The 17,922-nt window shown below is 46.0% G+C and carries 16 protein-coding genes; 8 read left to right on the top strand and 8 right to left on the bottom strand.

What is annotated here, in order from left to right; translation table 11 throughout:
* Positions 1–137: 137 nt before the first annotated feature.
* Positions 138–1,328 carry an alginate export family protein gene (locus EKG38_RS09955; protein ID WP_126520098.1) on the top strand — a complete coding sequence of 397 codons (1,191 nt, stop codon included), beginning with the start codon at positions 138–140 and terminating at the stop codon, positions 1,326–1,328.
* A 287-nt stretch (positions 1,329–1,615) separates the two neighbouring features.
* Here EKG38_RS09955 and EKG38_RS09950 read toward each other — a convergent pair whose 3' ends face one another.
* Positions 1,616–2,554, bottom strand: coding sequence for a 4'-phosphopantetheinyl transferase family protein (locus tag EKG38_RS09950; protein ID WP_126520097.1), 939 nt, complete (start codon positions 2,552–2,554; stop codon positions 1,616–1,618).
* Between the two features lie 230 nt (positions 2,555–2,784).
* Between EKG38_RS09950 and EKG38_RS09945 the strand changes: the two genes are divergently transcribed.
* The 7 genes from EKG38_RS09945 to EKG38_RS09915 all read left to right on the top strand — a co-directional run bounded on the left by EKG38_RS09945 (position 2,785) and on the right by EKG38_RS09915 (position 9,405).
* Positions 2,785–4,710: a methyl-accepting chemotaxis protein gene (locus EKG38_RS09945; protein WP_126520096.1), complete on the top strand. Its 1,926-nt coding sequence runs from the start codon at positions 2,785–2,787 to the stop codon at positions 4,708–4,710.
* Positions 4,711–4,865: 155 nt separating this feature from the next.
* On the top strand, positions 4,866–6,107 hold the full coding sequence (locus tag EKG38_RS09940) for an HD-GYP domain-containing protein (RefSeq protein ID WP_126520095.1): 1,242 nt from the start codon (positions 4,866–4,868) through the stop codon (positions 6,105–6,107).
* 235 nt (positions 6,108–6,342) lie between these two features.
* Positions 6,343–6,918, top strand: a complete 576-nt coding sequence (locus EKG38_RS09935; protein WP_126520094.1) for a sigma-70 family RNA polymerase sigma factor — start codon at positions 6,343–6,345, stop codon at positions 6,916–6,918.
* Positions 6,919–7,050: 132 nt separating this feature from the next.
* Positions 7,051–8,058, top strand: coding sequence for a permease (locus EKG38_RS09930; protein WP_126520093.1), 1,008 nt, complete (start codon positions 7,051–7,053; stop codon positions 8,056–8,058).
* Between the two features lie 4 nt (positions 8,059–8,062).
* Positions 8,063–8,299 (top strand): thioredoxin family protein, encoded by a 237-nt coding sequence (locus EKG38_RS09925; RefSeq protein ID WP_126520092.1) that lies wholly within the window; start codon positions 8,063–8,065, stop codon positions 8,297–8,299.
* Positions 8,300–8,493: 194 nt separating this feature from the next.
* On the top strand, positions 8,494–8,973 hold the full coding sequence (locus tag EKG38_RS09920; RefSeq protein WP_126520091.1) for a cupin domain-containing protein: 480 nt from the start codon (positions 8,494–8,496) through the stop codon (positions 8,971–8,973).
* Between the two features lie 207 nt (positions 8,974–9,180).
* Positions 9,181–9,405 carry a hypothetical protein gene (locus EKG38_RS09915; RefSeq protein ID WP_126520090.1) on the top strand — a complete coding sequence of 75 codons (225 nt, stop codon included), beginning with the start codon at positions 9,181–9,183 and terminating at the stop codon, positions 9,403–9,405.
* Between the two features lie 131 nt (positions 9,406–9,536).
* Here the strand turns inward: EKG38_RS09915 and EKG38_RS09910 are convergent, their stop codons facing one another.
* The 7 genes from EKG38_RS09910 to fusA all read right to left on the bottom strand — a co-directional run bounded on the left by EKG38_RS09910 (position 9,537) and on the right by fusA (position 17,860).
* Positions 9,537–10,832: a hypothetical protein gene (locus EKG38_RS09910; RefSeq protein WP_126520089.1), complete on the bottom strand. Its 1,296-nt coding sequence runs from the start codon at positions 10,830–10,832 to the stop codon at positions 9,537–9,539.
* The gene (locus EKG38_RS09905) at positions 10,829–11,512 is read right to left on the bottom strand and encodes an ABC transporter ATP-binding protein (protein ID WP_126520088.1); all 684 of its coding nucleotides are present in this window, start codon (positions 11,510–11,512) and stop codon (positions 10,829–10,831) included. Before EKG38_RS09905 ends, EKG38_RS09910 begins: the two co-directional genes overlap by 4 nt.
* Positions 11,513–11,574: 62 nt before the next feature.
* Positions 11,575–12,807 (bottom strand): ABC transporter permease, encoded by a 1,233-nt coding sequence (locus EKG38_RS09900; RefSeq protein WP_126520087.1) that lies wholly within the window; start codon positions 12,805–12,807, stop codon positions 11,575–11,577.
* Positions 12,797–14,080: an ABC transporter permease gene (locus EKG38_RS09895; protein WP_126520086.1), complete on the bottom strand. Its 1,284-nt coding sequence runs from the start codon at positions 14,078–14,080 to the stop codon at positions 12,797–12,799. Before EKG38_RS09895 ends, EKG38_RS09900 begins: the two co-directional genes overlap by 11 nt.
* Positions 14,081–14,137: 57 nt before the next feature.
* Entirely contained in the window at positions 14,138–14,914 is a 777-nt protein-coding gene (locus EKG38_RS09890) for an outer membrane lipoprotein-sorting protein (protein ID WP_221767752.1), read from the bottom strand.
* A 317-nt stretch (positions 14,915–15,231) separates the two neighbouring features.
* Positions 15,232–15,621, bottom strand: a complete 390-nt coding sequence (locus tag EKG38_RS09885) for a hypothetical protein (protein ID WP_126520085.1) — start codon at positions 15,619–15,621, stop codon at positions 15,232–15,234.
* A 190-nt stretch (positions 15,622–15,811) separates the two neighbouring features.
* Entirely contained in the window at positions 15,812–17,860 is a 2,049-nt protein-coding gene (gene fusA, locus EKG38_RS09880) for an elongation factor G (protein WP_126520084.1), read from the bottom strand.
* Between the last annotated feature and the right edge of the window lie 62 nt (positions 17,861–17,922).

Genomic DNA, 17,922 nt, shown 5'->3' with positions numbered 1-17,922 from the left:
GATCTTAATCACAATTAACCACTATAGTTCTGAAAAAATCTCCAGACTTGTTTCAGATCAAGAAAACCATGGTGCAACAAGGCGTATAACACTCATGAGATGATGACGAAACAATAATGAAACAAAAGGACTGTAAAATGAAAGTTCGTGCACTTACCCTAGCAATCATAGCTGGTTTAGCTTCTTCCGCTGTCGCAGCTGACACTGTTGACCCACTAAAGAAAGCATTTATTGATGACTCTGCTGTTAAAGTTCAATTCCGTTTACGTTTCGAACAAGCCGATGTCGATACTGTTGATAAACAAGACCAAACAACAATCCGTACTCGTTTAAATTACAAGACGGGCGATATCTACAATTTCTTCGCGCTAGCAGAAGTTGACGATGTTCGCTCAACCGACAATGAGCCACTCATTGCCGATTATGAGTACACACAAATTAACCAAGCCTTCATTGGTTATAAGGCGCCTGCAGAAACACTATTGAAATATGGTCGTCAGCGTATCCTGCTGGACAACCAACGTTTCGTTGGTGGTGTAGGCTTCCGTCAGAATGAACAAACTTACGATGCATTCTCGGTAAAAAATACTGCGATTGAAAATTTAACGGCTTACTACTCATATGTGAATAATGTAAACCGCATCTTCCCTGAAGGTTCAGGTAAAGAGTCGCACACAAACGAAACTAGCCTACTCAACCTGAACTATAAAGCGGGTGATATTGCCAATATCACAGGTTACGCATACCTGATTGATAACAGCAACGTTGCTGCTTTCTCTACCGATACCTATGGTGTTCGTGCAACAGGAAAGCTGAAGCTGGACGCGATTAAGCTTAGCTATGAAGCTGAATATGCCCAGCAGTCTGAAGGCGGGGATAACCCAACTAAATATACTGCAAACTACTACAAGTTAGGCGCAGGAATTGGTTTCGATGCATTCGGCGCTAAAGTTGGCTACGAAGTACTGGGATCTGATGACGGCGCAGCCGGCTTTATCACTCCGCTGGCAACCCTACATGCCTTCAACGGTTGGACCGATAAGTTCCTATTCGGCGGCAAGGGTAACTGGGAAAATGGTATTGTAGATACGCATGTTATCTTAACTGCAAAACTTGCAGGTCTTAAGTTACTGGCCAAATACCACAAGTTCGAATCTGACTACGGCGACATCGACATGGGTAAAGAGTGGGGCGTTGCCGCAACATACCCATTCGCTAAGCACTACAGTGTTGGTGTTAAGTATGCCAGCTTTAGCGGCGCCGATGCCGGTTATGGCTTCTCAAACGATACAGATAAGCTATGGCTAACGCTTCAAGCTAAGTACTAATAGAAAGTACTAATAGAAAGTACTAAATAGGTAGTACTAAGCAAAAGCACTAGGTAAAACTACTTACAGCTAGGTAGTTGTAAGTAGTTCACAGTACCAGGCAAAAAGTGCATTAGAGGGTCGGCTCTGTTTTTGAATATAAAAGCAGAGATACTGTTTAATTAGGACATACATTAAACAAAAGACGCTCTTCTCGCTCCCTTTTGAGCAGGACTGATAGCGATTACCCTTTGGTAATAGCTAAACTCCCTGCTCTTTTTTATTCTTAATTTATTCGAAGTAATGGTTTATTGATATCGAGTCAGCAAACGACTCAGATCCATTTTATTCGCCTCTAAACCAAAATCCCCCGCAGAGCCGATACTGACGGCGAAACGATACTCTGAGTTTAACCGTCCTAAAAACAGTGACCACTCATCACTCGCTGACTTGCTGACAGTATCTTGCCTGGACTCTGTAAGAGACACCTCTTTATGGAAGTTGAGATTTAGATTACTCATCAAACTTAATGTTTCGATAAGCGTGTTATCTTCATATAGGGCTAACTCATGGTCTGTTACTTGGCTAAACCCAAAACTAAATGATTTAAGCGACAGGGCTAAACCTAAGCCTTTAGCCTTAATATAAGACTCTTTCAGCGCCCAGAGATCGAAGAATCGCTCACGTTGTTCATGTTCATCCAACGCCAATAACGACTCAGACTCATCTTGAGTAAAGTAATGATTCAATATCGGATAGATATTGGTGCTTGTCCGATAACGCTCGATATCGACACCAAGCTCGACATTCTCCGCCATCGACCTAGCCCCTAAAGAGCCTGACTCATACCATGACTGTTTGATCACGGCGATGACTAACCAATCACCGCTGTGGCTGATATTAAATTCCAGCCCCGTCATCTCCCTCTGCTCAGGAACTAGGCTTGGTTTGCCCTTCTCTCCATATTGAAAGCGCCAATCGCCGGGGGCTATGCCCTTGTCAGCTTTGGGCTCATCATGTTTATACCCTGAGCAGATAGACAAGATACCACGCAGATATCCGCGCACCATTAACCCTTTATCCCGTGCAGTGAGCTGAATATAACGCGATACCTTTACCGACTCATCTTCACTCAGCCAAGATTTAATCATTTGAGCTTGCGCAAAGTTCATCGAGGAGAGATCCAGAGGACAAAAGTAGAGCTTAACTGTCGGCAATGAACAAGGTTGTAATAATTTAGGTGCCAAACGAACTCCAAAGTGGGTGGCTAAAAGTGGCTTGCTAAAAGTGAGTCGATATTAACAGTTCATCTTGCTTTCGTTAAGTCGCCTTATAATCTTTCAGACAAGTATAAAACTGTGAACTCAAACCGAATTCACAGCAAGAAAAAACAACTAATCTCGACTAGATCATACAATCAACACTTGTAACATGTAAAAATAAAAGCCATTACATAAAAATCAACTTGAGGTGTGTGATGCAGATAAAAGGGCAATTTATTCGTTGTGTTCTCCCGGTGATCTTAGTCGGTTTACTGGGCGTGACACTCTTCTCGACTCAGGAGTCGAGTCAACAGATCCACCAACTCAACGAAGTAAAAGTGAAATCGTCCCATGCATTGCTCGTTAAAAACCTGAGTAATTGGTATTTTCTAAACACTCAACTCGCGACCTCCCTGGCTCAAAATGCTCCCGAAGTAAGTAGACTAAAAAAAAGCCCCAATGATGCAATAGAGCTCTCGGAAAATTTAACCCAATTTGCAACGAACTTCCACCTTAGAAACGCCGCACTGCTCGACACCAACGGAGTTGCGATATCGGCCAGTAATCCTGAGCGTATCGGCTCTGACTATCATAAAATGAATTACTTCAATGAAATTAAACAGGGTGCCGACCTCTATGTTGCCCCGCCCAGACTGAGCCGTATTGACGGTAAGCCCTTACTGACTATATCGGCAAGGACCAGGTTTGAGGACGTGCTATTTATCAGCTTACCTCTGGGCGAATTTTACAATCGCTACATCAATATCACGGCGCAAGATAAGGATAACTTAAGCTTTATTTTAAACAGTGACTGCACCCCTCTGGCCCACCCGAATTCAGAACTAGTGCGTGATAGAAGCCAACAATACTCCTCCCTATGTAAACAGACCGGACTCATCGACTGGCAGGAGGGTGGTGAGCCCTACACGGGTTGGATACAGAGAGAAGAAAATACAGGCTGGATTGTCATATCGGGTAGTAAGCAGTCACCAATCCTCATAGCCGAAAATCGAATGGTATACTCAAGCTTAGCCATAACCATATTGACTGCAATCGTCGTTTTAAGCGTGTTAATAGTATTAATCAATCATATTTCCACAATGATCCACCTTTTAGTATCGGCTATCGATGATCTTGCAAAGGGAGATATTGAACTCCAATCAATTTCTAAGACACCTTGGGTAAAGCTACTCAATAGAGAGGATGAGTTAGGTCAAATCGCCAATGCTCTGCAACGGCTGATCAAGGTGCAAAAAAATCATATCTCTCATGCAGGTGATATCGCTAACGGCAATCTAACCGGAAACATAGTGCCCTGCAGTAGTGTCGATAAACTAGGTCATTCATTGAAAAAAATGCAAAGTGACCTTAACCAAATTATTGCTAACGTGATTACTAAAGCCGGTGTAATAGATAACAGTTCGGTGCAGTTGGCTCAGCACGGGAATCTGGTCGCCGACGGAACCAGCATTCAAGCAAAATCAATCGAATCAACAAGTGCGGCAATGAATCAGATCGAAAGTCAGATCACCTTAAACTCTGATTCAGTCTCGAGTCTGCATTCACATTCTCAACAGGCCTTAGGCGAAGCAAAGCTTGGGTTGGAGTCCATGGAAAAATTAACTCAATCCATGCAAGAGATCGCTCACTCCGGATCCAGAATTGAGCAGATCATGGCTGACATTACTCAGATAGCGTCACAGACCAACCTTATCTCTCTAAATGCCGCGATAGAAGCCGCGAGAGCCGGCGAGCACGGGCGTGGATTTTCGGTGGTCGCCGAGGAGGTACGTAATCTGGCGCTACGTTCGAGTGAGGCGGCGGAGCGTAGTTCAATATTAATCAAGGAGATCATAAGTAAAATTAGCACAGGCGAGCACGACTCACTCAAGAGTGCAGCGACATTCAATAGGATCGTCAATCAGATGAATGAGACCGCTGAACAGATGTCGCTCGTCGCCCAAGGCACCGAAGAGCATACTGCTGCGGCAATCGAGCTCAATCAAGGATTACATGATATTGACAATGTTATTCACTCGACCTCTCAAACGGCGATAGAGACGGTAAATCAATGTCATCAATTGATGGAGTCGAGTTCGTCACTGCAAAAAGCCTGCTCTCACTTCAAGCTGAGTGCTTAATCTAACCGGAGTAAAGAAAGCCACAAGAATAGAAAATTGAACTAAACTCAATAATATACATTTTGGAGTAGTTTTCGTTTCAATAAGAAAACAATTCACATGGAATTTTGTAGTAATACACGTTGGTATAAGTGCTATAAAATCAAGGTGATGTAATGAGTTCACTTTCACAGTTACAGATAGATCTTCGTCAGATGATTATTGCGATTGAGACCGCCGTTTCTCAAGTCGGAATGAACGATACAAATCATGGAAAACGTGTGGGCTATATCGCCAGCCAAATCGGGCATCAAGTCGGTTTCAGTGACGGTGAGATCCAGTATGCGTTTGAACTGGGGTTACTCCACGATTGCGGCGTTTCCACCGAGCAGATGCATACAAATTTGGTCAACTATTTTGACTGGAGTGACGCCGATATCCACTGCAAAATTGGGTATCGTTTATTAAAAGATTTTGAGCCGCTGTCAAAATTTGCCACGCCGATTCTGTATCATCACACACCTTGGGAGCAGCTAAGACAAATAGATCTTACTCAACAAGAGACACGCATGGCCAACCTCATCTTTCTTTCCGATCGCATCGATATCATGGCAGCCAAACATTATGAATCCGATATATTGCTTGCCAGAAAAGAGATAGTAAAAGCCATCGTTAATTATTCCGGTACCTATTTTGCTCCTAACCTGATCGATGCTTTCACACAGCTAGAAGCATCTGAAGCCTTTTGGATCGCATTAGAAAACCGTCACATCACCCGTTATACATGGAGCATGGGACAGTTGAAAACCAGCCAGTCATTAAGCATCGCTCAGCTCAAACAACTATCATTAATCTTGGCTTATATCGTCGATCAGAAGAGCTCTTTCACCGCACAGCACTCGATAAGGGTTGCTCAGCTTGCCCGTTACCTTGCGTCAATCTATGGTTTATCCGCTGAACAGTGCGAAAAAGTTGAAGTTGCAGGCTTACTCCATGATCTCGGCAAGCTGCACACACCGGATAGCATTTTAGAAAAACCCGGGCCACTCAATGAGATTGAACGCTCAATCATGAAGCAGCACAGTTACGAAACCTTTGAAATTCTTCGTCATATAGATGGACTCGATGAAATAGCTCACTGGGCAGCCTTCCACCATGAGGGACTCAACGGTGCCGGCTATCCCTTCCATCCCAACAAGAAAGAATTGAGCATTGAGGCCAGGATCATTGCCGTGGCCGATATTTTTCAGGCCCTGGTTCAAGACAGGCCATACAGAGAAGGGATGAAATTAGATGAGGTACGTAAAATTTTAGAAACCTTTACCAATAACGGTAAGTTGGACGCCGATGTCGTCAATCTGGCAGTCGGCCACGAAGAGAGGTGTTTCAGCATAGCCATTGGCGATAGCATTAGCTAAGCCAACTAGTCACTTCCCTGTATGCATGGCCCGTAACGGCAGTGCCCACTAAACAAATAGCCTCGGGCTCTGAAATAAGGGTTAGGGGGGAAAGGAGAGGAGAGCTGCTGGGCCTTCCATATTTCCCTCGGTTGCACTCTCTTCTCACTTTTCAAAGACAGGGTTATGCATCATCTGGCTTGTATGTTACTTTTTTACCTATGATCAGATTAAAGTTGGCGCGATTGTAAGCCTAATGAGTGAACCGAGTTTGCCCCCTAATGAAAACAACACCATGCCCTGCTTGATGGAAGCTTGGCTTGAACACCAGAGCCCGTTGTCACTCTGGTTAAAAAGCCAAACCCGTGACGACTCATTGGCTCAAGACATATTACATGATGTCTTTATTCGCGCCATGGACCAAGAACAGGCATTCTGCGATATTCGAAATACCAAGGCATGGTTATTTAGAGTCGCTGGGAATCTGGTGATTGACCATGCCAGGAAACAGCAAGTGTTACCTGTGGTTGAAGGTGTGGAGTTCGAGGAGCCTCAGTCTCCTGTTACCGATAAAGATGTCATCGACAAATTAGCTCACTGTTTACCTAGGGTATTAAATGAACTCGCCCCCCAAGACAGTAAATTACTCAAAGAGTGTGACATTAATGGTATGAGCCAACGGGAATTCGCCACCCGCCACGGACTCACCCTTTCGGCAACAAAGTCACGTCTGCTTAGGGCTCGTTTAAAACTTAAGCAACAACTTAGCCACTCCTGCCAAGTCAAACTGGATGAAAATCAAAACGTTTGCTGCTACACACCAAGAAAATAAAATTATTTTATTTTTTATGCATCCTTTGCGACTTAGTTTCGTCTTATAGGTAAATCAAATTCTGGCTTAATGAATTTCAATCTAATCATTAGTCTGAGTTAAATGTAACTAACAGATGTAATGGGGTCATCGATGTTCCAAACTTTTACCGAATTTGCCAACTGGCTGGTATTCGATCTGCTCGGGTTGCAACCCGAGACTAAGATAGGCGATGCGGCACATTTCTTTGTAGAAGATACCAGCAAGATATTTGTGCTATTGATAGTGATGATCTATGTCATCGGGGTCATTCGGGCTTCGTTAGATGTCGAGCGGGTTCGCGATTACCTGGCAGGTAAAAATCGCTTTGTCGGCTATATGCTTGGCTCAATGTTCGGTGTGGTAACGCCTTTCTGCTCCTGCTCGAGTATTCCTGTTTTTTTAGGCTTCACCTCTGCGGGGATCCCACTTGGGATCACGATGGCATTTCTAATCACATCCCCCTTAATCAATGAAGTCGCGGTATTACTCTTAATGAGCCTGCTGGGGTGGAAATTCACCCTGCTTTACATTGTTGTAGGCATGTCTGTGGGCATGTTAGGTGGGCTGTTTCTCGATACGATCAAGGCTGAGCGTTGGTTACAATCTTTTGCCGCCGACGCCTTAAAACGTGGTCAAAGCCAACAAACTCAAAATACCGAAGCTCATCAGGTCCAAACTCAAAAACTGACGCTGAAAGAGCGACATGAGTTTGCGAAACAGGAGACGATTCAAATTTTCAGACGGGTATGGAAGTGGGTCTTTATCGGCGTGGGACTTGGCGCGGCGCTTCATGGCTTTGTTCCCGCAGGCTGGATAGAGACTCATTTAGGTCAGGGACAGTGGTGGTCAGTACCTGCTGCCGTACTACTCGGGATCCCGTTATACTCTAACGCCACAGGGGTTATACCGGTAATGGAAAGCCTTATCATCAATGGTTTGCCCATAGGTACCACGCTGGCATTTTGTATGAGTACAGTCGCTGCTAGCTTGCCCGAATTCATCTTGCTAAAACAGGTCATGCAATGGCGTCTGTTAGCCACTCTATTTGTTGTTTTATTGACTGCCTTTACTCTCGTTGGTTGGGTGTTCAATGCTTTCTCTCCACACTTATTAGGATAGTATTTTGAAAAATATCAAAGTTTTAGGTTCAGGTTGTACCAACTGCAAAACAACTGCTCAGATTATTAAAGAGATAGCCGAGGCAAACGGTGTAGAAATCAATCTTGAGAAGGTTGAGGATCTATCACAAATCATGGCGTACGGGGTGATGTCGACACCCGCGGTGATCATAGATGAGCAGTTGATACACAAAGGCAGTGTCCCTACCCGTGAACTCGTCGAGTCATGGTTCGTCGGTTAACATCAAGCGTTAGTTGGTTAGTTGGTTAGTTGGTTAGTTGACGCTAGCCAGCTAACTTACCGCATATTTAGAACTGGACATCCCCGTCCTCAAATGAAACTTGATGACAGCTCTAACTTTTCTGCTGTCGATGCTGAGTTTGATAGAGCTCTGACATACACTCATTAAAACCATTTATATCGAGAGCCGCAAGTATGCAAACAGCAGATGAGTTCATCCAGACATTAGCATTGGAACAACATGTCGAAGGGGGCTACTATCACTCCTCTTTTACTTCTCAGAGCCGTTTCGACGAAACCAGGTCGTTATGGAGCAGTATCTATTTCCTGCTTCGAACCGGAGAAGTTTCGCACTTTCATCGCTTAACTGCCGACGAAATGTGGTACTTCCATGCGGGGGAATCATTAACCATCTATATGATCTCCGAGGATGGAGAATTAACGACGGCGCAGCTGGGGCTGGATCTTGCTGCAGGAGAACGACCACAGTTTCTGGTGCCTAAGGGCTGTATCTTCGGCTCAGCAATGAATCGACCCGGCTTCTCACTGGTAGGCTGCATGGTCTCTCCCGGATTTACCTTCGATGACTTCGAGCTCTTTAGTCAGGAAAGTTTATTGGCCGAATATCCACAGCATGAAGAGATTATTCGTCGCTTAAGCCGCCCACACGACTAATATCCAGACTAATTCTCTGGGAAATGGCCAGTCTCCTGGCCACGCTCCCGACTACAAAGCATCGGTAGCAGATTAAGTTGGTACTTTCCTCCATAAATTCAAATTAATCCAGTTAAAAGCCCTATTTGTGACCCAGTTCCCAAACAATCGTTCCCATTAAGAGCAGAGTGACACACTCTAATAACAAATATTTATCGGGGTTAAACAATGTCATATAAAATACAAGATTTGATTTATCAAGGTGAAAAAGGCGGAGTACGTAACTGGAGCACTATTGGCGGAGCCAGCTTCTATTGGCACCCGGACTGGTTACATATCGCAGAAGAAGCTACCGGCATTACTCCAACCGCCAATATCGAGTGCACTCAAGAGAAAGCCAGCGAAAGTGATGCGGCTGAAACCATCGTCAAACACTTGAACGACAAAGAGTGATCCCAGCTAAATTCACACCTTTTTAGCAGATAGTTTAGCGTCTTTGAAATGAGTCGGGGGTCGGCTCAATCAAAGACGTTTATATTCTCTCCTCTCACCAAGCCAGTTCCCCTTCCGAAGAAAACTTGCCGCTAAAAACTCCATTTAAGCTGTATAAAGCCAAGTGTTGCCGCCGTTTTCCCAAACAAGCTATCGCTACTGCCATCGAAGCGTTGCAGTACCATCAATAGCTGCCAGTCATCGGCCAGGGAATAACTGCCATTTGCTCCGACAAAATAGGAGCCATCTTGATAATAGCTGGTCGTCAAGGTTACGCGGCTAAGGGAAGAGATATCGAAACCAAGATCGAAATAATAGGTCCAATCGGTAAAGCTCAAGGTTCTGGCCGTCAGCGGCAGATTAAGGTAAAGCAAGGCGCTATCTGACTCTGTCGGATTTGATATATGCAGAACAGAGCCTCTGATCAACCAATTACGCCTGCCAGTAAAACTGTAATCGGCCTCGAGTGTCGAAACACTGGTCGCTTCCAACTCATCAGGCAAAGGAGCTGACAGAGAAGGGGGTATTGACATAGGCGTGTAAAGCGCCCCCCTGTCGGAGACATTATATACTTCCCTATTTATGCCGCTTTCAACTTCAGCCAATCTTGGCCAATAATCATAGATAGGATCGAAATAGGTAAACTCCCCGCGAAAGCCCGCACCGGATATATCACCCGCAAAGCCCGCGCCTAAGATGCGATCGAAGCCTGATTTACCCAGTAAGACCTGCATATCCCAACCATCAGAATTAAACAGGTATCGCGCCGCATAGCTATTGAGGTCGCTATCCTGATTGGGGTTATACACAAGATTCAGAGAACTGGCAAAACCCAGTTTTCGGCTAATCAGCACCGCATCTGCGCCGGCTCGTTCCTCATAATCGAAATCGTATATCGAGTAGGCATTAAAAATATCATTGGGGTTCCACAAGCTTGCCATGGCCCAATTGATACGAAACCGACCCACTCTCACCTGCCAGTCATCCCCTGGTGCCCAATTAACAGATGCACGATCAAACTGGCTATTGCCGACCCAGCCATCTTTATCCATCCAAGTCGATGACATCTCCCAATACCCCGGGTCAAACTCGATTAAATCTCCATAACCCGGTGTTTTCGAAGTATCCCCGTAGAAGACTCTATTTCTCATGCCGATATTGATTCTTAACGAACTGTCGAATCGATATTCAAAGTTGAATCTTTGATGTAACAGGTGATCGCTGAGATCCGAGCCGGTATCAGGAAAGGTACCAGTGCCCATATATTTCACATAACCATCGAGATCCCAGTTCGAGGCGGGCTCGAGGCCGGGAATGGGAGCGGCTCGGCTCTGTGTAGCGGCGAATGCCACTATGAGAGATAAACAACAAACCCAACCAGGCTTCATTGCACTCTATCCTCGGTTAACTGACCATCTTCAAATACGATCACCCTTCTGGCGCGCTTTATCACCCTGGGATCATGAGTAGAGAAGATAAAGGTTGTCCCCTCCTTCTCGTTGAGTTGCTGCATTATATCGAGCAGTTCCGCCGTGCTTTTAGCATCCAGATTAGCCGTTGGCTCATCGGCCATCACAAATCTCGGGCTAGGCGCCAACGCTCGGGCGACGGCCACTCTCTGTTGTTGCCCGCCTGACAGTTTAGATGGTATTTTATGTAATTGATCGCCAAGACCGACCTGATTCAACAAGGCGATAGCCCGCTCTCTGCACTCCTTCTCACTATGTCCCTGCAGTTGCATCACAAACTCGACATTTTCAAGGGCTGTTAATACCGGCAACAGGCTGTAGTCCTGAAAGATAAAGCCGATATTGTCACGCCGAAAGGCAATAAGCGCTTGATCTTTAAGTGAGCAAATATCGATACCGTCAATGACCACAGTCCCGGCACTGGGGATATCTATGCCACCAATCATATTAAGCAGCGTGGTTTTACCTGAGCCTGACGGCCCCATCACAGCCACAAACTCTCCCTGTTCAATATTCAAGTCGAGCTGCTTAACCGCATGAACAGGAAAATCCGTATCCTGATTATAAGTTTTACGAAGCTGAGTCGTTTGAATACTCATACCCGTTCTCTCCCTTCTTCTAAACCGCTACCGCAATGATCAATTAATTTCTGTCTGTGTTATCAATGCTTCTCTGCCATGGCATCGACCGGGCGTTGTTTCAAAATCTGTCTCGCCGGATACAGGGCCGCCAACACACAGACCAGCACTACAGTGATAAAGATGTAACGATACTCGCTAGCGGCGACCTGCGGATACAGTGTCGTATCGACACCAAACGCGCCCAACCCTTCCGCCATATTACCCAGAGGAATACCGGTAATTTGCAGCAATTCGACTAAAGCTAAACTCGACACCAATCCCAGGGTTGCCCCTGTTACACCAAGCAAACTGGTCTCAAATATAATCAGTGCAAACACCTTATGCTTCTGCATACCCACGGCCATCAACACACCAAACTCTCGGGTTCTCTCAAACACAGACATCAACATGATGTTGACCACACCAAACCCCATAGCTGACACAAATATGCCCAGTAAGATGGCATTGCTCGGTCCCATCTGAGCGATAATTGACGCCAACATAGGTTGTATCTGCTGCCAGTCTCTTACACTGTTCTCATTAGAGGTGATTAACCGGATTTTGTCCCTCACCATGATGGCTAAGGCATTTGACATGCTGTTGCTGTCATCGAGTAACACAGCTATCTCATGACTGCCTTCAATACCTGCCATCGCCATCAGATCGGACCGCCTCACATAGATATTGCCATCGTCAAAACTAGTGGAAGGAGTGCTAAAAATACCTGAAACTCTAAAGGCTGCACCTGTGACATCTTTGTCTGCATCACTGAAGGTGATCACGACCTTAGAGCCTAACTTTAACCGCAGGCGTTGTGCCGTTTTTGATGACACCACAACCGGGTGCCGCCCTTCACTGGGTAACCAACTACCCGCTTTAACGCTGGTAGCTATCGGCGTGACCCTGGCTTCGGCATCGATATCGACACCATTAATTCGCACACCACGGGATGAGCGCGCCGAGGCCACCATGCCATCAACAATAAATCGCTCAGACCAGGCGATGACTTCGCTCATCTTAGCCAGATCGGCCGTGATCCGCTCAGGCTCAACAATGGTCAGATTAATTTCCGGGTTATCGACAAAACCTTGATGATGAACCTGCACATGGCTGGTCTGCCAGGAGATGGCATTATCGATCATATTGCCATACATGCCGTTCATAAAACCTATCATGGTGACGACACCAATTAAGCCAAAAGCCATCGCAGACAACATAATCGAGGTACGTAATTTATTGCGCCATAGGTTACGCCAAGCCAGTTTAATTAACATGGCCACCTCCCTTTAACGCGGTAACCAGATCGAGCCGATAGATCCGCCACAGGGGATAAGGTAAGCACAGCAACATTAAGCCAAGCACAATAAGGATCTGATCGATAAACAGCCAAGGTGATAACAGCATAGGAAGGATCGGTTCCCAGCCCAACTCCAACATCATCTGGGCTGTTTCGCCGGTTAACTGAATCGGGTGATAATGAAACCACACCACCAGAGGGGTCCCGAGCGCCAGCCCTATCGTGACCCCAAGTAGCGAGATAAAACTCGATTCAAGTATCACCAGACCAAGCAACTTGGTCCTTACTAACCCGGTGGCCATCATCACGCCGAACTCCCGATAGCGCTCAAGTGTCATCATTAAAATAGTGGCAAAGAGTCCAAACCCCACCACACCATAAAGCAGATACATCATAAAAATGCCTCCCGCCTTATCCATGGCGATCTGCTGCGCCATCTCGGGAGCGAGATCTTCCCAGTCACGTACATTTACCTGACTCTTCCCATTTCTATCCAGTAAAGAGTGCTGCGAGGTGTTCTTTAGCAAAGTGGCTGAATATTCACGCTTCAGATCGGCCATCGTCTGTTCGAGCCGGGTAAGGTCCCGGGTATCGATAACCCATGCAGAAACCTGATCACCCGTACTAAACAGTGTTTGCGACAGTGGCAGCGGCATATAGATAAGCAGGTTATCCAGCTGAGGTAGGGGGAAATGTACTATTCCCTTAATCTTGTAAAGCCCCGCGGCGGTCTGGCCCCGATAGCCCTGTCCATACAGCACCAGCTCATCATCCACAGTCAAAGAGAGATAATCGGCCAATCCCTGACCGATTAGCACCGACTTATCATCGGCCTTGATAAACTCACCCTCGACTACTTTATCGGAGATACTTGAGTATTCATCTTCGAGGGCTGGCATAACGCCCAGCACCATGGCCCCTTTTGACTTATCACCGGCAGCCGCTAAAGCATATGACTCCAGTCTGGGTAGTATTCGCTCCACATCATCCAGTTTTCGGGCGGCGGCAATAAACTCATCGGTTGCAGGAAGGAGATCTTCAATACTCTGACTCTCCTCAAACTCAACATGCTGTAGCTGAATCAATCCGGTTGAAAACTTAGCGCTGTTCTCGATGTTATTGGCATAACTCCCCTCCTGCATACTGCGCATAAACAGAGAAAGAAGCAGTGCCAACGCCAACGCCATAGCCGTTAAAATAGTACGCCGCTTCTGCCGCCACAGATTTCGCCAAGCCAGTTTGATTAACATAAGATGTCCTTTAAAAGGAACGAGTTCCTAGAACCTAGGCACTAGGACCGCATTAGACTAATCCCTTAACGCCTTCATCTGCTGCTGCGAGAAAAAGTCATCGCCAATATCGAAGTTAAACTGAGCTTCATGGGTGATTAACTCGGTTCTTTGATCGGGTTTGTCAGCTGGAACCATCGTCATACGGGTCGCAATATTGCGACCGCCCAGCTCCTTAACATCATAGGTTTCCATGGTATTAACCAGCTCATCAAACTCATCGATAAATTCAACTTTACGCTGCAGGTAGGTCTGTTTCGATATCCACAATCTCACCTTACTCCAAACCACAGGCGCGTCGGGCTTGGCGATGGCGTCGATAACCCAGGTATTATCGTTATCGAACAGCTCCTCTTTGATTAATTTATGCTCATAATCCACCACAATAGAGGACTGATTGATGAGGTCGTCATTGGTAAAATCTGATCCCATCCAGGATTGACTCAACATAGAAGGCGCGATTTTAATTACTCGTTCGATGCTCGGGATCCAGCTCCACATCTCTTTTTGACGCTTTAAAGATGCACTACCTTTGTCTTTCGCCGGAGCGGTAACCAGGACCAATGACAGATCCTGACCTTTGGTCCAGCTTTTCATGCTCATGGTGCGGGTCCAGTCGGGGCGAATGATCTTCATGGTCGCCACCGAATAGCTCGAATCGCCGCGCATCTGTTCATCTGACTTGTCTACGATACCCGATGCAGTTTCGGCTAATGCCACACCAGAGATAAGCGTAGTGAGAAGCACCGCCACGACCAAAGAAAACAGCCCCTTTTTACTCCGCCAAGTATCCATCTTGATTATCCCAATAGTCAGTTTTAATTAAAAAAATCAATAAAGTTCATACTGCATTAGTACTATAGCGCATCAGGTGAAAATCTAAACAGCTATAGCTATGGGATAAGAGAATAAATGATTATTTATTGATCGGGATGAAGTTTTGTTGAAGACAAATTTTTGTGACTGATTTTACGGCTAATTTGATGACTATTGGTATTCATTCTTTCAGTCTAATCCTCCTCCAGGATTTAATTAATGTTTCAGGGGGAACAACATCATCGTCAGGCTCACCTATCTTCGTTAGCCTGACGATGGAACAACACCGACTGGTTTTACTGTCGAGTATAGATTTGTAGAATAGGAAATAAGCGCTGGCCGAAGGAGAGCGTCATCGAAATGGTCTCTTCACGTTTAAATTTTTGTTTATAGGCTTCCGGCGCACGTCTTTCGCCGTCGGCAAATAATGCCAACATCTGTTCACTTTGAAAAATCCGACTGCCAGAAGAGACATTTTTAAGCGTGACTACAGCCTTTCGAACACCATTTTCGTTACTCATAACCACGTAATTGACGACATCAAAATCGCTTATATCTGGCTGGATTTCGTAGTCATTCGTGAATTCAATCTCAATGTTCTCACTTACAACTCTATCAATATTGAAAACATCATCGGCAGAAGCACAGTTAAAACTGATAAAAAGTAATGCAAGGACTCTAAACATGTTTACCCCATAAAAATTAATACAAAGTTGATAAGCTAGGCTGAGTTGTAAAAAATAGGGCCACACTTTTATGCGGCCCTAATATAAAGACTTACTAAAACACTAGCTTAAAAACCAGCTTCAACACAAGCTCAGAAGATTAACCTCTGCGGTTTATCCTAATCACCAAAGCTAATAAATGAACTCAACGCTAAGCGACCTCTCTTATCGATTTGATTAAGGATTTCTGCACATTTTCCGGGGTAATATCGTATCTTGCAAAGGTCATGCTGAACTGACCATCCCCTCCGGTCATAGATTTAAGTCGGGTCGAATAGTCATCGACGGTCGCAAGCGGCGCCTCTACGCTAACAACGACTTTACTATTCCCCTGAGCCTGGGTACCACACACCATGCCTCGACAGGAACTGATATCGCCTGTGATATCGCCCACGTGTTCCTGCGCGACAACCACTTCCATCTCGACGACCGGCTCTAATATCACCGGCGTTGCCTGGGCAACCGCATCGAGAAACGCCTTCTTACCCGCCATCACAAAGGCTATCTCTTTCGAGTCGACACTATGATGCTTACCATCGAGTAAGCAGACTTTGATATCCTGCATAGGGAACCCTGCTAAGGCGCCTGAAATCATGGCCTCTTTTATCCCTTTTTCAACGGCGGGAATATACTGCCCGGGAACCGAGCCCCCCACGACCTTAGAGACAAATTCAAAACCGGCGCCCCTTTCCAAAGGCTCTACCGTCAGCTCGACTTCACCAAACTGACCAGAGCCACCCGATTGTTTCTTGTGGCGGTATCGTGCTGTAGCACTGTCGGTAATCGTCTCACGATAAGCGACAGCGGGTTTATCTGTATCCATATCGACATTAAACACGTCATGGGCTTTTTCTATAGCGATCTGAAGATGCAGGTCCCCCTGCCCCTGAAGTATCATTTGGCCTTCCGCATCGTTCTTCGCCAGACTTAAGCTTGGATCTTCGGCAACCAACTTATGCAAGACTTCGGCAATCTTCTGTTCATCGCCTCGGCGCTTGGGCATCACGGCTAAACCGAAGATAGGTTGAGGAAGGTTGAGCTCAGGGAGATGAAATTGATCTTCATCATGACTGTCATGCAACACGGCGCCGACTTCAAGTTCATCCACTTTTGCCACCGCACAGATATCACCGGGAACGGCTTGTGGTACCCCAATCTGCTTATCACCTTGTAACTTAAATATATGAGTCACTTTGAACGGTTTACGTCCCTCACCAATAAACAGCTTCATACCAACGGTGACCGTACCCTGATAGAGGCGGAACACGCCCATTCGACCGAAGAAGGGATCGATGGAGATCCTAAATACATGGGCGAGTACATGGTCACTGGCATTTTGAGTCACATCTACAGGTGTAAGCTCGCTCCCAATACCTTTCACAAACTGAGGCGGGTTAGCCTCTAACGGACTTGGCATCAACTTAGTGATGATCTCCAGCAGTGATCCAATACCGACCTCTTGCTCTGCACTGGTGAAACACACTGGCACCAGATGTCCCATGCGCAACGCGGCTTCCAGTGGCGCATGCAACTGCTCAGGGGATAGAGACTCTCCCTGCTCGAGATAGACCTCCATCAACTCCTCGTCCTCCTCGAGTACCGTATCGATAAGATCATCTTTTGCCGACATCGCAGAATGGAACAAGGAATCACCGGCGCCACCTTCACAATGAAGATAACAATCAACCACATCATCTAATGATGCTGTCGGTAAATTGACCGGCAGACAACGAGGTCCGAATCGCCGCTGAATATCTTCGAGCAAGCCCGGTAACCTCTCTTCATTGCCATCAATATGGTTAACCGCAATCAAAACCACCTTACCCATGGTACGAGCCGCTTCGAATGCCCTTTGGGTCAGCGTCTCAATGCCGGTAGATGCATTAATCACCAACAGGACTGACTCAACGCCGGGTAGGGGTAATAGTGCTCGGCCAAAGAAGTCTGGCATGCCGGGGGTGTCGATGAGGTTGATATGATGGTTGTCGAAATCTAGATTTAAGAAGGAGGGTTCTAAACTGTGGCGATGGGATTTTTCTTGGGCAGTGAAATCAGCATGATTTGTGCCCTTATCCACCCTGCCTTTTTGGGTTATTGCCTTAGCGCGGAAGAGTAATGCCTCCAGTAGAGAGGATTTACCCGATCCTGTGTGTCCGAGCACCGCCAGATTTCTGATCTGCTCGGTTATAAACTCAGCCATAGTGGCCTCCTTCATGTCATTAAATTAAGTCAAATGGATTAAACCTTTGCATTGCTGCTAAT

The sequence above is a fragment of the Shewanella canadensis genome, from assembly GCF_003966225.1.
Taxonomy (GTDB): domain Bacteria; phylum Pseudomonadota; class Gammaproteobacteria; order Enterobacterales; family Shewanellaceae; genus Shewanella; species Shewanella canadensis.
The sequence above is the reverse complement of the archived record's forward strand: the minus strand, read 5'-3'. Positions and strand labels throughout refer to the sequence as shown.

Coding starts and splice junctions, on each gene's coding strand:
- EKG38_RS09955 (WP_126520098.1), top strand. CDS start 138: ATGAAAGTTCGTGCACTTACCCTAGCAATCATAGCTGGTTTAGCTTCT.
- EKG38_RS09945 (WP_126520096.1), top strand. CDS start 2,785: ATGCAGATAAAAGGGCAATTTATTCGTTGTGTTCTCCCGGTGATCTTA.
- EKG38_RS09940 (WP_126520095.1), top strand. CDS start 4,866: ATGAGTTCACTTTCACAGTTACAGATAGATCTTCGTCAGATGATTATT.
- EKG38_RS09935 (WP_126520094.1), top strand. CDS start 6,343: ATGAGTGAACCGAGTTTGCCCCCTAATGAAAACAACACCATGCCCTGC.
- EKG38_RS09930 (WP_126520093.1), top strand. CDS start 7,051: ATGTTCCAAACTTTTACCGAATTTGCCAACTGGCTGGTATTCGATCTG.
- EKG38_RS09920 (WP_126520091.1), top strand. CDS start 8,494: ATGCAAACAGCAGATGAGTTCATCCAGACATTAGCATTGGAACAACAT.
- EKG38_RS09915 (WP_126520090.1), top strand. CDS start 9,181: ATGTCATATAAAATACAAGATTTGATTTATCAAGGTGAAAAAGGCGGA.
- EKG38_RS09910 (WP_126520089.1), bottom strand. CDS start 10,832: ATGAAGCCTGGTTGGGTTTGTTGTTTATCTCTCATAGTGGCATTCGCC.
- EKG38_RS09905 (WP_126520088.1), bottom strand. CDS start 11,512: ATGAGTATTCAAACGACTCAGCTTCGTAAAACTTATAATCAGGATACG.
- EKG38_RS09900 (WP_126520087.1), bottom strand. CDS start 12,807: ATGTTAATTAAACTGGCTTGGCGTAACCTATGGCGCAATAAATTACGT.
- EKG38_RS09895 (WP_126520086.1), bottom strand. CDS start 14,080: ATGTTAATCAAACTGGCTTGGCGAAATCTGTGGCGGCAGAAGCGGCGT.
- EKG38_RS09890 (WP_221767752.1), bottom strand. CDS start 14,914: ATGGATACTTGGCGGAGTAAAAAGGGGCTGTTTTCTTTGGTCGTGGCG.
- EKG38_RS09885 (WP_126520085.1), bottom strand. CDS start 15,621: ATGTTTAGAGTCCTTGCATTACTTTTTATCAGTTTTAACTGTGCTTCT.
- fusA (WP_126520084.1), bottom strand. CDS start 17,860: ATGGCTGAGTTTATAACCGAGCAGATCAGAAATCTGGCGGTGCTCGGA.